Below are 12,274 nucleotides of genomic sequence, written 5' to 3'. Positions count from 1 at the left end.
TGATATAAATGGAATACGTATATGCTGCATTACTGCTTCATAGCGCAGGCAAAGATGTTACTGAGGAAGGAATAAAGAATGTCGTCGCAGCCTCTGGTGTTGCTGCGGATGATGTCAGAATCAAGGCCTTGGTGGCCGCTTTAGAAGGCGTGGACATCTCCAAGGTCCTCTCTCAGGCCGCTGCAGTCCCCGTAGCCGCTGCCGCAGCGCCCGTCGCTGCTGCTGCCGCTGCAACTGCACCCGCAGCCAAAGAGGAAAAAGAAGAGAGCAAAGAGGCTGCAGAGGAGAGCGGAGTAGAGGGCCTGGGCGCCCTTTTCGGCTGAAGCTCTCCACAGCCTTTTCTTTTTTATCTCGGCCTTATATCCTTTGCCTAAATATCCTCCAGCTTCTCCACGCCCAGCTTTTTTACATTAGGCTTCCATATATTGGCCGGCATCCATTTGGGGGCGTTTGATGGTTTAGGAACCTGTATCCTCTCGCCCTGAAATATGTGAACCTTCTTAGTGCCTCTCTCCCTGAGACGGATGTCGGTGAATCCCCGGTTTGCCGCCTTCAAAGCTGCTTGCCTTGGCTGCTTGCCCGAAAAGACGCCGATCTCGTTGCCCTCTTTATCCCTCAATGCAAAATTTCTTTTCTCGATCATATTATGCCTCCATTCCCCATATGCAGTGGGCTTTATGCCGCGCAGCATGTCTATATATCAATTGATCTTATATTAATCTTTTGTTTGATTTCTGTGAATCGAATGCTTTATCATTCCAGCAATAGACCATATTCACTATGGCATGGGTCATGTGGTTCACTGGGCTCCCCGGCTGCGGGAAGACCACCATTGCGATGGAAGTGAAAAAGAGGCTTCAGGAAAGGGGGATAGAGGTTAAGATCCTCCAGCTGGACGAGATCCGAAGGGTCATCACCCCAGAGCCGAAATATACAGAGGAGGAAAGGGACATCGTCTACGCCAGCCTGGCCTATATGGGAAAGATCCTGGCGGAAGAGAATAAAAACGTCATCATCGATGCTACCGCCAACAGACGCCGCTACAGAGATCTGGCCAGGCAATTGATCCCCAACTTCGCCGAGGTCTTCATCCGCGCTCCTTTAGAGGTATGCATGGATAGAGAAGAGAGGAGAAATGCGGCATTCTCTCCCAAAGATATCTACAAGAAGGCGGGGAGAAAGAATGCACTCGTTCCGGGGGTCAACGTGGCCTATGAGGAGCCGATCTCTCCTGAAATTGAGGTTGATGCGGCTGTATCCAGCCCTCTTGAGAGCTCAAGCTACATCGCAGATCGAATCGCAGAGCTCTATGGATCGGCATGATTCGAGAACGGTCTAGCCCATTCCAGCGATCCTGGATGGCACTCCTGCAATCCGGAAAGGTTAAAATATAGTCACTAAGACTTCATATCAGGAGTGAAGATTCTTGAAGTGTAATGCAGGCTTTGTGGGTTTCGATGGAACAGAGAATAAAAGGACTCTTCTTGCTACCGCAGAGGTCAAGAAAGCGGCTGGAATCGATGGCGATCTGAATGTGCTCCTCAGAAAACCTCATGGCCGGGCCAGGTCTATCATGGCCAAGTTCAACCGCCTTTACGGGGTGAAGGCCTATCTCAGCGATATGGCCCTTAAGGATAAGTGGCAGGCCGCAGGGGTGACGATCGAAGGCGGATACGATGACTTCTTTTCTGCATCCGATTTTATCATGGTGGGAACCCCCGGAGACCAGGAGCTGCCCTACCTGGAGGCGGGCCTGGCCAACGACTGCTTCGTCTCCCTCATGGGAGGAGCAGACCGGCCTGGGCTCCTGAAGGGATTGGAGGAGAACAAGAAGGTCAAGATCACAGAGGAGCTGAAAGCGGACTTCGCCCGAGAGTTCTTCTTTGGTCTGGAAAACTATCAGATGTTCCTAAATGCCAAACCGAAGCTGGTGCAGTGCACAAGCTGCAACACCACGGGCCTCTCCCGGCTGGCTCTGGCCGCCCGGCCCCTGGGCCTTACCGCCGTCCTGGGGAACATCGACCGCAGGCATGGAGATCCGCATACTGTGGTCAAGGCCTCGCCCAGCGCCATTCAGTTCGGCAAGGGAGCTGGCCACCAGGGAACAGATGCTGGAACCATCTTCGAGGAGGTCAACTTCTCCATCCGGGCGAGCAAGGTGCCAACCACCGTCCCCCACACCAACTTCCTGAATCTGGTCTTCAAGGGAGATGTGACTGCAAGTCAGCTGGTAGAGCAGTACGCCAAGACAAGAGAAGTGGTGGTGATGCCCTATCAGGACGAGGGCAAGAAGCACGATTGGACCAGCGAGATCTTAGAGGCTTTCCTATCCGGCATAGAAAGGCCCATCAGCCCGGAGATATTCGAACTCATAGTCTCCGATGCCATAATCCCCTTTAGGCTTGGCGACTACACCATCCTTCAGACAGTCTCCATGGTGGAGCAGATGTCCATCGCCGTGCCAAACCACGTTGAGTCCTATCTGCTTTCTGCAGGCTATCCCGCAGACGACGTGCACTCTCTGGTGGATAAGACCCTGGGCATCATGCATGGCATCTGGCCGGATAAACTGAGCTGCTGAATGCTCGCCCCCAAAGCAGGACAGTCATAGGTTGGGCTTGGGTTAGAATGCCAGAGGAGATTCGGGCCCAGTTTGAGGACGATAGGATCCGCCTGGGCCCTGAGGCCCTGCCTGAACTATTCGAGCAGGGCTACTTCGGCCGGCCCAAGGGGAAGGGCTTGGAGCTCTCATTGGTGGAGGCGGCCTATCTCCTGGATCGATCAAGAATAAAGATAATGCGCAATGAGAAGGAGCTGGACTTCAGATCCTTTTTTCAAGCTGCCTCCTCAATGGAGAAGGGGTTTGAGTTTCGCTATGTGGTCTACAAGGATCTGAGGGAGCGGGGCTACTACGTCCAGCCCGGCAGACCGGATTTTCGGGTCTACCCCAGGGGAGGCCACCCGGGAAAGGGGCCGGCGGAATTTTATGTTCTGGTCATATCGGAGCGCAATCCCTTGCCTTTAAAGGATATCATGGAGCCCGTCCGCCTGGCTGGACAGATGAGAAAGAAGCTCATGCTGGCCATTGTGGACGAAGAGAGCGACATCACCTTTTATGAGGCACGCGAGCGGTCGATGGCCGGGATGATGGCCGGGCTGGAGAACGGAGGCATGGCCACCCTGCTGGAGGACCGGGTGGTTCTATGGGACACGGAGGCCTCTCGTCTTCTGCATGAGAGTGGATTTTTTGGTAAGCCCGTGGGCGAACGGCTGCAGCTCTCTTTGGTCGAGTCGGCATACCTGCTGGAAAAAGGCAAACTTCAGCTGACTGACCGCCAGGGAAGACCGGTCGACCTGCCTGCTCTCACCGCCAGGGCAGAGCAGATCGATGAGGACTTCGAACTCAAGCTGGGCGCCTACCGGGACCTGAGGGAGAAAAGCCTGGTGGTCAAGACGGGATTCAAGTTCGGCACCCACTTTCGGGTCTACAAGCAGGTACACGGGACTCTAAAAGTCCCTCACTCTGAGTATCTGGTGCATGCCATCCCTCTGGATCATGTCTTCATGCCTCCGGTTCTCTCCCGCGCCGTCCGCCTGGCCCATTCGGTGAGAAAGCTGATGGTGTTCGCTTATCCGGATGACGGGATCGGATATCTGGAGATCAAAAGGCTGAAGCCTTGACTAATGTTAAAATACTAGCTGCAACCAGCAGATATCATGCCTAAGATCGAGGTAGAGCTGGATTCTGATCTGAACGACCGGCTATCGAATTTTGTTATAAAAAGCAGAGGAGCCCTTTATGTGCAGCGCTCCGAGGTGGTAGTAGAGGCCATAAAGGACTATTTGGATCGCAATGAGAGAAAGGTCCGGAGGTCCCACGGCTGATCTCATCTGGGAAAAGGATGGGATTTATTTTTATATCAATACCCCGATGCTTGCATCGGGGATAAAGGGCATCCGTGTCCAACTTAGGGATTGAATCAGATCCGAGTAGTACTATCTTTATGCGGCGACGCCTCGGATGCCCCGTCTGCTTGCAGCGGGGTGCGTCGCCGCCGTTTCACTGAGGGCTTGATCCAGGATCAAAATACCCTGCAGTACGGTCAGATCCGGTGAGACTCTATGGGCTCATGGGTCTACAGGTCTTCCGGTCTAATTTTTTCCGCTCCGCCCTTCTCTTTTTCCAATTTCACCAGGCTGCCATAGGCCAGCCCGGCATCGGTGAGGGTTATTTGCCCATCATGCACCTCCAGCAATCCTGCCAGCTCCAGCCGGTGCAGCTGGTAGTCGAGCATTCGATCGCCCACCTCTTTCGCGATCGCGTCCACTGTCAGATGGCCCTCATTCATGAGGATGAGCATCCTCCGGCGGATGGGATTCTCCAGAGCGTGATGCACCATGGCCATCTCCTCCGGAGACTCGGGCTTGGCTTTGCGTCCCATAAGCATGAGAAACTGCATGGCAGGCTATGGGTATCTCTCTTTCGCCTGGAATTAGATCAGAGGATCTCGGCAGCAATCTGAAAACAGAAAGCCACAGGGCATCTTTTTCCGTCGTGGTCTATGCAGGAATGGGGCTGAGCTTTTTTGGCGGAGTCCTCCATCAGGTTTAAGTTGCAGTCTGCATTAGAATGATTTATGCGCAGGCCGGATCTTTTGATCGGTTTGATCTTGGTGTTTGTCTTCTTCAATTCCATCATATTCAGCGCTGCAACATCCATCCAGTCCGCCGAAGATGACCCCCTTCTAAATCAGCTTATACTGAGCGTGTATGTCGACGAAGGTGGAAGGTGCTTGATCACTGGATATGTTGAGGATCCTGAATCCTTGCCCTTTTTGAACTCCTCAGAGTATTCTATTGATGATGAGAGCAGGCAGCTGTATGCTATCACCAATGCCCTAACCTCCAAATCCGCTGATAGTTGGAGCCTTAGATTTGAGTCTCCAGGCATCTATGAAGAGTACAGGATTATCTTCTATCTGCCAGAGAACGCAAAGCTCAGCGGAGTTGACTCTTCTGATGGTCTTGATTATCTGGTCTATGCCGCCAACCGATCAGTTGTCGCTGAGGTTTATGGACATGATATTTTGGATCCTGCGGTTGAAATTGGATATGCTCTTCAGATTGACGAGGCAACCGCGGCGTTGGCAGATACAGTCACCTCTGCTGGATCAAATGCTGGAATATCGAATTTAAAAATGGAAATTTTGCAATATGTTGCGATATTAATTACTATTTTGCTGCTTATTGGCGCTGTTTTTCTGATCCGCTCCTCCAGGCGCAGGTCAAAACCTTTGGGGCCTGAAAAATGCCCTGCCGCTCATGAGCATATGATAAAAACCCAATCATCCGGCCATAGAAACGCTGAGCATGAGGATCAAGTTCAATCTGCTCAAAAGAATGATGGCAGCGAGGAATTCAGAGCAGGTATGGCGGATACCAGCGAAATATCCGCGGTGATGGCTACTTTGACGGACAAAGAGCAATCCGTCTTAAAGCTTCTGCTGCAGCGCGGAGGGAGGATGGTCCAGAGGGATATCAGCTATGAGACGGATATCTCTAAATCATCTCTATCAGGCATTTTAACCTCAATGGAGAAGCGCAAATTGATAACCAAAAGAGAAAAAGGCAGAACGAACATAATAGAATTGTCAGAGAGATTTAAGAACAATAAAGAACAATTTTAAGCATTTTTGGGAAATAAAATCTCAATCCTGGTTCGGCCTGGATTTTTTCTATCGTTCAGTGCAAGGAGTGGTTTGAGGATGGCAATAGTGGCCATCCCATCTGGAGGTAAGTAAAATATGAAATACATAGCTGTATTGTCGGTTTTAGCGGTGGCATGCCTGCTGGCATCTCCTGCCCTGGCAGCACAAAACGGAAAAGCATCGCAGAATGGACTGGCAGGCCAGGATGGGCCTGGGGCTCAGTATGGCAATTGCGGCGAGGACTGCAGGAATTCCAACTGCCCATACGGAAGCCAGGATGGTCTGGGCAATCAGAATCAGTATGGTCAGGAAGATGATAACGGTCCAGCCGCTCAGAATGGCAAAGGAGCTCAAAGTGGCCCGGCCGCTCAAAATGCAAATCAGGGCAAAGACTGCAACAACCCCAACTGCCCATATGGTAACCAGGAGGGACTGGGCAACCAATATGGAAACCAGGATAACGAAAGGTCGAATGGCGACTGTGACGGCGATCGCGATCGTAACCGCGACGGCAGTTGCCAAAACTAACTTTGGCCACATGAATATCTGAATGCAATGGGATGTCAAAGGGGCGAAGATCCCTTACATCCTACAATAACATATATTACCTGGCAGGACGTGCGGTGATTGAGATGAGATGCATAATGCGCCAGGCTTTGGCTTTTTTCGCTCTGGCATTATTGTTGCTGGTGATATGCGGTCCATGCTCAGCAGCTCAGAATTTGGATGCAGGAGCGCGGCAAATGGGCGAGACTGCTGGCCCTCAAATCGAAGGCAATTCTCCATCCCAGACCGCCAGCGCCTCTGGGTCTCAAGAAGATAATCCTTCAGCATCCCAGATGGGCGAGAGATCAAGGTCCCACATGGGCGAAACGAACAGCCTCTCATTGAATTCCTCCGGCGGCAAAGGTGCACAAAGCACATCCAACGGCGTTGGCAGAGGAAATGTCGATGTCCAGAATTGGCGGGGAACGGCGAGCAATGATGCCGAATCATATCCCGTCAGGCTGAACGTGGAGACCATATCGACTTTAGACCCGGATGTTGCCAGGAGTCTTCTCTCATCAAACCTCAGCCTTGAGGATATAAGATCCCGGCTGGGATCTGGTAGTAGGAATACTATTTTAAGGGGGAGCTTTGGGATCAGCAACGATAGCTATCATCTGGTGAATGTCACCATAGAATCATCGGACAACAAATCCACTCTGAGTGCGAGCCTGGCAGGTCAGGGCGCCACTTCCGGTTCGATAGATCAAGCCGAGATCGCAGGGCATATATCTGCGGCCATTTCGGCAGATGATTCAGAAATTGCCCGTGGCCGTGTGGTCATCGACGACGATTCCGGGCACAGCGGCACATACAACATTGAGCTGGAGAGGCAGGGCGGCCGGGGCTACATGTGGGGCATGCAGGGGTGAATTTGAATCGAAAAAACTCTATGTCTTTTGTGCCTCGGTGGTGAACCGCAGTGCTCTGACCCAACCACAGAGGCACAGAGGCCATATTGTCTGCCGGACCTCACCCACTTAATTCAGCGAAGAGCCGCAAAACTGTCCACGCAGCAAGGCTCCAGAGAGCTCCCGGTGGAGCTCTTGACCAATCAGATCAAGACCGCTTTTTACTTATCCATGCAAACCAATGGAGGTCAGAATTTCGCTCAATGATTTCAGGTGAGATATGTCAGCTTCTCCGGCCTGAAGACCGGAGCTTGCCTCCTGGTTATATCGAGGCTTCGGGGCATACTGACTGATACCCACTGCATCGTAATGCAGTAAATTAAGAGTGCCTTGGAAACAGTTTCTCCAAGGAGGAGATACAGCTATGAGAATAAATAATTTGCGAATTAGTGGAGGTGAAGTGCGCAATTCCTCTCCGGCCTGAAGACCGGAGTTCCCTCGCGCCATATATATGGATGACGACTTCAAAGAGGCTGCGGAGTTTCACGGCCACACTTGCCCTGGGCTTGCCATTGGCTATCGCATTGCAAAATATGTAAAAGAGCACTACCCTCGCTCCCAGGACGAGGAGCTGGTCTGCATCGCCGAGAACAAATCCTGTAGCATAGATGCCATACAATTCATGCTGGGCTGCACCGCCGGCAAGGGAAACCTCCTCTTCAAAGACTACGGCAAGCAGGCCTTCACTTTCTACTCTCGGGATAAGAATAAGGCACTGAGAATCTATTTCCGTGGCGGGATCCTCAAGGGTATGGATGAGCTGCGCCAGAAGATGGTTCAGGGAGAGCTGGGCCCGGAGGATCGGGAGAGGATGGCAGCCTTCCGCTCCCAGGCGACAGAGAAGGTCCTTTCTGCCAGGGACGAGGATATCCTCACTGTGGAGGAGGTTGACATTCCCGCTCCCGAAAAGGCCCGCATCCATCCCTCCCTGAAATGCGAGGAGTGCGGCGAGGAGTTCATGGAGATCCTGGGGAGGACGGCGGGGGGAAAGGTGCTCTGCAAGAGCTGCTTTGAACGGCTGGTGTGCTGAGGAATTGGATATAGGAGGCATCGCTCAAAGCCTATCGCAGGAACAAAATCGCATAATAAAGGGAAAACGCTGAATTTATTGAATCGCCCCATGCCGAGAAGGTGAGGCGAAAGCTGCATGAATGGGAAGAGGCCTCGAACCAAATACAATGAAACCGGAAAACATGGAGCTTATTCGAGCCCTGCTGGAGAACAAGGACTCGATTCAAGAGGACATCTTCGAAGACAGCGAGGAGATGCTGGGTATAGTGCCCTTCATCCTGCGAGTCATGGCCCGCCGGCCGGAGTTCATGATCTTCTCCTGCCTGAAGGACTTCTACGTCCTGCGGCCCAATAGCCTCGAGCCCAAGACCGCGGAGCTGCTGGCCGTTGCCGCCGCTGCTGCCTCGGGGGCAGACAAGTGCCTGAAGGTGCACATGAACGCCGCCCTTCGGGCGGGGGCAAGCCTAGACGAGATACTGGATACGCTGTTTATCGCCGCCCTCATCGGCCAGACAAAGGTCCTGGCCTCGTCCTTGCGCACCTTCCAGGAGTTCGAGGGCAGCCTGGATGAGAAGTAGCTATTTTTGCCGATGGCGATATATTTTCTGAGGAGCTTGATATGATGCTGATTGACTCCCCGGAAAAGACAGGTATGCTCCTGGTTCCCTATGGCTCTGCCTCACCCAGAGCGATGGCCACATATGAGAATATCCTGGCTCTATACAGAAAGGATTATCCCGGCATGCCCGTTCTTTTAGCCTTCACCTCTCGTCTTATGATAAAGAGGCTCCAGGAGCGAGAAGGAATCGCCATCCCGAATATCGAGGAGGCCCTGGGCAAACTCTCCGGCCAGGGCTGCAAACAGGTGGTGGTCCAATCCCTGCAGATCGTTCCCGGTGGGGAGTTCCATCGACTGGTATCCCTATCAAGAGAGTACGAAAAGAAGGATGCCGATCCGGAAAGGAGGCTGAAGATCACGATCGGCCTTCCTCTCCTTTCCTGCCTCGAGGACTGCCGGAGGGTCTCAGAGGCACTGCCAGACCTGTGGAGGCCCAGCAGAGATGCAGAATCAAAAGAGGGAGATGAGACAGTCAGGAAGAGCCAGTTCGCAGTCGAATCGAAAAAGGAAGCGGTGCTGCTGGCAGGCCATGGTACCGGCCACCCGGCGGACGCCATCTACTCCCAGATGGCTCAAGTCTTGAAGAAGGACTATGGCCAGGTATTACTGGGCACCATAGAGGGCTTTCCGAGCCTCTTGGAGATGATAGACGAGCTGAAGGTCATCGGCGCGCAAAAGGTCAGGCTGCGCCCCTTTTTGCTTGTAGCCGGAGGGCATGCCGAAAACGATATCTCGGGGCCTGCTCCAGATTCATGGAAGAGCTCTCTGGAGAGGGCGGGAATTGAGGTTGATTTTCATCTATCGGCCCTGGGCGAGATCGAAGGCATCGTCCAGATACTGAAAGAGCATAGCCTGAAGGCTCTGGAAGAGATGGAGATGCAAGCGGACAGAAGAGGGTGAACGCTCGCAATATCCGAAGAGCAGAGTATAATAACCAGAATTGTCTCATATTTGCATACGATGGCTCAAAAGAAGACCTACTGGGAGATGCAAAAGTCCTTCTGGAAAACACCGCTAGGGATTGTCATCTGGTTTGGTGCGCTGCTGGCGATCCTCGCCGGTGGAATACTGGCGCTGAACTTCTTGGGATCACCCTATCCGGTGATCGAGTTCTTCGATGCCGAACCGGAATTCCTGGCACCGGGCCAGTCCTCTGTTCTCAGCTGGAGGGTTGTCGGCGCAAGCCTGGTCGAGATCGACCAGGATATCGGCCCGGTCGCCCTGGAGGGATCCATATCTATATCTCCCTCTGAGGATACCATATACAGGCTTATTGCCGTCAACGGCAGCAGAAACCGATCTGTAGAGCTGAAGGTGAGCCTATCATGAGAGCTTATGGCAAAAGGAGATATTTGGAATTAAATATATCTTACCTCCTCCGGTTATTCGTTATGATATTGACAATTTTTTCGGTGCTATCCCTCCTGCCCGGATCTTCGGCCTCCCCAGACGAGGTCTACGGAGTAGTCACAAATGTGATCGATGGCGATACATTCGACCTCAGGATAGAGAAGGCCGACTCCAGAATTACAGACAGTGTGGAACGGATCACTCTGGCCGACGTCCGTTCACCGGATATGAAGGCAATCCAGGGCCCAGCGGCCAGGGATTTCACATATGCCGTGCTCATGGACAAGAGGGTCTACCTGGATGTTGACGACTTCAACCGGGGACAGGATGATGAGGGCAGGCTGATTGCAGTAGCCTATCTAGCCGGAGCCTATGGCCAGCCCATCCCTTACCCCAACTTCAACCTCTTGCTGGTGGATGCCGGTCATGCGATCCTGGCGAATCAGACGGACAATGAGTTCGATCCGAAAGACTGGAGAGAGGAGCATAACTCAGAGAAGAGCAACTCTGATACTCTGCAAAGGGTGGAGGAGAATCTGCGAGAGAGGCTGGAAGAGAGCTTGCAGGGATCCGATCAAGAGCAGAAAGGGACGCAGAATGATGGATGGCAGAACGACAGCCAGAACGGTCTACTATCCCGGATCGAGGATGCTGCAGGAGAGAAGCTAAATCGAGCAACTCAGGCCGCCTGGGACTGGCTGAAGGCAGAGATAACCAATACCAGCCTGGAGATGGTAAACAGCAACCTGGATCGAGCATTGAACCGCAGCTGATCCAGACCATCTTAATTTTATCTCTTGGATTCTTCTCTATCCCGTTCCGCCCACAGTGGCCCTGTCGACGAGCAGATGGGGCGATCCGTCGCTCACAGGCACCAGCTGGCCGGACTTTCCGCATCGACCGCTGTTATACCGCAGGTCGTCGCCCACAGCCGTTACATGCAAGAGCGTCTCCAGGATCTTTCCGGATAGGGATACATCTCGCAACAGTTGCGTCTTCTCCCCGTTCTCCACGATATAGCCCTTCTTGGCATTGAACTGGAAGATTCCCTCGCCGGTGCTGACCTGCCCCCCCCGGCTCCCTGCCAGATAGATCCCGCTTTTAAGCTCCTCTAAGATCTCCTCCAGCTTCCAGTCACCATTGGCGATGTAGGTATTGCTCATCCGCACTACCGGCCGGCTAATCCCCTCTGCTCGGGCATTGCGCGGCACACCACCTAACCTGGCTGCGGTCTCGCGGGTGTTGAGGTATGACCGAAGCACACCATTCTCCACCAGAACCGTCTCCTGGGCTCGGCTTCCCTCATCATCGAAGGGATAGTAGCCGTTGAGCATCAGGCTGGGGTCGTCTTTGACCGTCACCAGCTCCGATCCTATCCTCTGGCCCAGCTTTCCTTCCAGGCACGAGTCCCCCTCCAGGATTATGTCTCCCTCAGTGGCATGGCCCACCGCCTCATGGACGAACACCCCGGCCAACTCCTGATCCAAGACTACAGGGTGAGTCCCTCCTCTCGCCGCCTTGGCATCCAGGAGGGCGACCGCCGTCTCCCCCACCTGCCTGGCCAGAGCTATTGGATCTTCCCGGTCGAATAGCTCCAGGCCGCCCACACCGGCTCTGCCTTCGCCATCGGTCTGATAAAGGCCATTCCTATGAGCCACAGCGCTGATCACAAAGCCCATTCTGGTCATCCTTGATTCCAGATCCAGGCCCTCAGAACTAGAATAGTGGGCTACCAGATCCATCTCTGAGTAGACCGCCTGGGTCGAGGATATGCCCTCCACCTTCGCTGCGTCCTCGATCTCTCTCAAAAGGGCTACCTTCTCCTCTAAAGATAGGTCTTTTGGATCTCTTTTAACTGGCACCAACACGCTTCTGCCGGGCGGAGCCTCTGCCAGACTGAGATCCTCTTTCCGGCCGATCTTCCGAGCAATGCGCTTGGCCAGATCTATCTCCTGGCCAAGACCGTCCACCCGATCGGTGGTTACAAAACCCCAGGCACCGCCAAAAAGAGCCCGAACCGATGCCCCCTGGAAGGGCACCTGGGCTATCTCCTCAAGCTTTCCATTGTCCAGAACGATCCTGGTTCGACTCCCCTGCAGAATGCGGGTATCATAGAACTCCGCTGTCAA

The 12,274-nt window shown here is 53.3% G+C and carries 19 protein-coding genes; 13 read left to right on the top strand and 6 right to left on the bottom strand.

The window, feature by feature from the left end; translation table 11 throughout:
• The first annotated feature begins 8 nt into the window (after positions 1–8).
• Positions 9–323, top strand: coding sequence for a 50S ribosomal protein P1 (rpl12p, locus tag MCON_RS12365; RefSeq protein ID WP_013720293.1), 315 nt, complete (start codon positions 9–11; stop codon positions 321–323).
• Positions 324–370: 47 nt separating this feature from the next.
• Here rpl12p and mc1c read toward each other — a convergent pair whose 3' ends face one another.
• The gene (mc1c, locus tag MCON_RS12360) at positions 371–643 is read right to left on the bottom strand and encodes a chromosomal protein MC1c (protein ID WP_048133311.1); all 273 of its coding nucleotides are present in this window, start codon (positions 641–643) and stop codon (positions 371–373) included.
• Between the two features lie 137 nt (positions 644–780).
• Here mc1c and MCON_RS12355 point away from each other — a divergent pair, with 137 nt between their 5' ends.
• The 5 genes from MCON_RS12355 (at position 781) to MCON_RS16315 (ending at position 4,116) form a co-directional block, all read left to right on the top strand.
• The gene (locus MCON_RS12355; protein ID WP_048132454.1) at positions 781–1,323 is read left to right on the top strand and encodes an adenylyl-sulfate kinase; all 543 of its coding nucleotides are present in this window, start codon (positions 781–783) and stop codon (positions 1,321–1,323) included.
• Positions 1,324–1,426: 103 nt separating this feature from the next.
• Positions 1,427–2,581 (top strand): hypothetical protein, encoded by a 1,155-nt coding sequence (locus tag MCON_RS12350; RefSeq protein WP_013720290.1) that lies wholly within the window; start codon positions 1,427–1,429, stop codon positions 2,579–2,581.
• Positions 2,582–2,628: 47 nt separating this feature from the next.
• A complete protein-coding gene (gene endA, locus MCON_RS12345) occupies positions 2,629–3,681 on the top strand; it encodes a tRNA-intron lyase (RefSeq protein ID WP_013720289.1) in 1,053 nt (350 codons plus the stop codon).
• 36 nt (positions 3,682–3,717) lie between these two features.
• Positions 3,718–3,885, top strand: coding sequence for a hypothetical protein (locus MCON_RS16320; RefSeq protein ID WP_157863817.1), 168 nt, complete (start codon positions 3,718–3,720; stop codon positions 3,883–3,885).
• Positions 3,886–3,975: 90 nt separating this feature from the next.
• Positions 3,976–4,116 carry a hypothetical protein gene (locus MCON_RS16315; protein ID WP_157863816.1) on the top strand — a complete coding sequence of 47 codons (141 nt, stop codon included), beginning with the start codon at positions 3,976–3,978 and terminating at the stop codon, positions 4,114–4,116.
• Positions 4,117–4,136: 20 nt separating this feature from the next.
• Here MCON_RS16315 and MCON_RS12340 read toward each other — a convergent pair whose 3' ends face one another.
• The 3 genes from MCON_RS12340 to MCON_RS16420 are packed head-to-tail and all read right to left on the bottom strand — an operon-like array spanning position 4,137 to position 4,951.
• Positions 4,137–4,448, bottom strand: coding sequence for a winged helix-turn-helix domain-containing protein (locus tag MCON_RS12340; protein ID WP_157863815.1), 312 nt, complete (start codon positions 4,446–4,448; stop codon positions 4,137–4,139).
• Positions 4,449–4,498: 50 nt separating this feature from the next.
• The gene (locus tag MCON_RS12335; protein WP_157863814.1) at positions 4,499–4,720 is read right to left on the bottom strand and encodes a hypothetical protein; all 222 of its coding nucleotides are present in this window, start codon (positions 4,718–4,720) and stop codon (positions 4,499–4,501) included.
• A gap of 30 nt (positions 4,721–4,750) precedes the next feature.
• Positions 4,751–4,951 (bottom strand): hypothetical protein, encoded by a 201-nt coding sequence (locus MCON_RS16420; protein WP_162145020.1) that lies wholly within the window; start codon positions 4,949–4,951, stop codon positions 4,751–4,753.
• 136 nt (positions 4,952–5,087) lie between these two features.
• Between MCON_RS16420 and MCON_RS16310 the strand changes: the two genes are divergently transcribed.
• Positions 5,088–5,687 carry a helix-turn-helix transcriptional regulator gene (locus tag MCON_RS16310; protein WP_157863813.1) on the top strand — a complete coding sequence of 200 codons (600 nt, stop codon included), beginning with the start codon at positions 5,088–5,090 and terminating at the stop codon, positions 5,685–5,687.
• A gap of 144 nt (positions 5,688–5,831) precedes the next feature.
• Here MCON_RS16310 and MCON_RS12325 read toward each other — a convergent pair whose 3' ends face one another.
• Positions 5,832–6,230, bottom strand: coding sequence for a hypothetical protein (locus tag MCON_RS12325; protein ID WP_157863812.1), 399 nt, complete (start codon positions 6,228–6,230; stop codon positions 5,832–5,834).
• Between the two features lie 110 nt (positions 6,231–6,340).
• On the opposite strand from MCON_RS12325, the gene MCON_RS12320 reads away from it, so the two are divergent.
• From MCON_RS12320 to MCON_RS12295, 6 genes are all read left to right on the top strand, one after another.
• Positions 6,341–7,126 (top strand): hypothetical protein, encoded by a 786-nt coding sequence (locus MCON_RS12320; RefSeq protein ID WP_157863811.1) that lies wholly within the window; start codon positions 6,341–6,343, stop codon positions 7,124–7,126.
• A gap of 490 nt (positions 7,127–7,616) precedes the next feature.
• Positions 7,617–8,195, top strand: a complete 579-nt coding sequence (locus tag MCON_RS12315) for an FmdE family protein (protein WP_013720285.1) — start codon at positions 7,617–7,619, stop codon at positions 8,193–8,195.
• A 121-nt stretch (positions 8,196–8,316) separates the two neighbouring features.
• Positions 8,317–8,754, top strand: coding sequence for a carboxymuconolactone decarboxylase family protein (locus MCON_RS12310; RefSeq protein WP_013720284.1), 438 nt, complete (start codon positions 8,317–8,319; stop codon positions 8,752–8,754).
• Positions 8,755–8,795: 41 nt separating this feature from the next.
• Positions 8,796–9,695: a sirohydrochlorin cobaltochelatase gene (locus MCON_RS12305; protein WP_013720283.1), complete on the top strand. Its 900-nt coding sequence runs from the start codon at positions 8,796–8,798 to the stop codon at positions 9,693–9,695.
• 60 nt (positions 9,696–9,755) lie between these two features.
• A complete protein-coding gene (locus tag MCON_RS12300; protein WP_013720282.1) occupies positions 9,756–10,124 on the top strand; it encodes a hypothetical protein in 369 nt (122 codons plus the stop codon).
• A gap of 62 nt (positions 10,125–10,186) precedes the next feature.
• Complete coding sequence (locus MCON_RS12295) at positions 10,187–10,918, top strand: thermonuclease family protein (RefSeq protein WP_157863810.1); 732 nt, start codon at positions 10,187–10,189, stop codon at positions 10,916–10,918.
• Positions 10,919–10,954: 36 nt separating this feature from the next.
• On the opposite strand, the gene MCON_RS12290 is transcribed toward MCON_RS12295, so the two are convergent.
• Positions 10,955–12,274: a TldD/PmbA family protein gene (locus MCON_RS12290; protein WP_013720280.1), complete on the bottom strand. Its 1,320-nt coding sequence runs from the start codon at positions 12,272–12,274 to the stop codon at positions 10,955–10,957.

Source organism: Methanothrix soehngenii GP6, from assembly GCF_000204415.1.
Lineage (GTDB): Archaea > Halobacteriota > Methanosarcinia > Methanotrichales > Methanotrichaceae > Methanothrix > Methanothrix soehngenii.
Note: the sequence above shows the minus strand (reverse complement) of the source record. Positions and strands in the feature narration are given on the sequence as shown.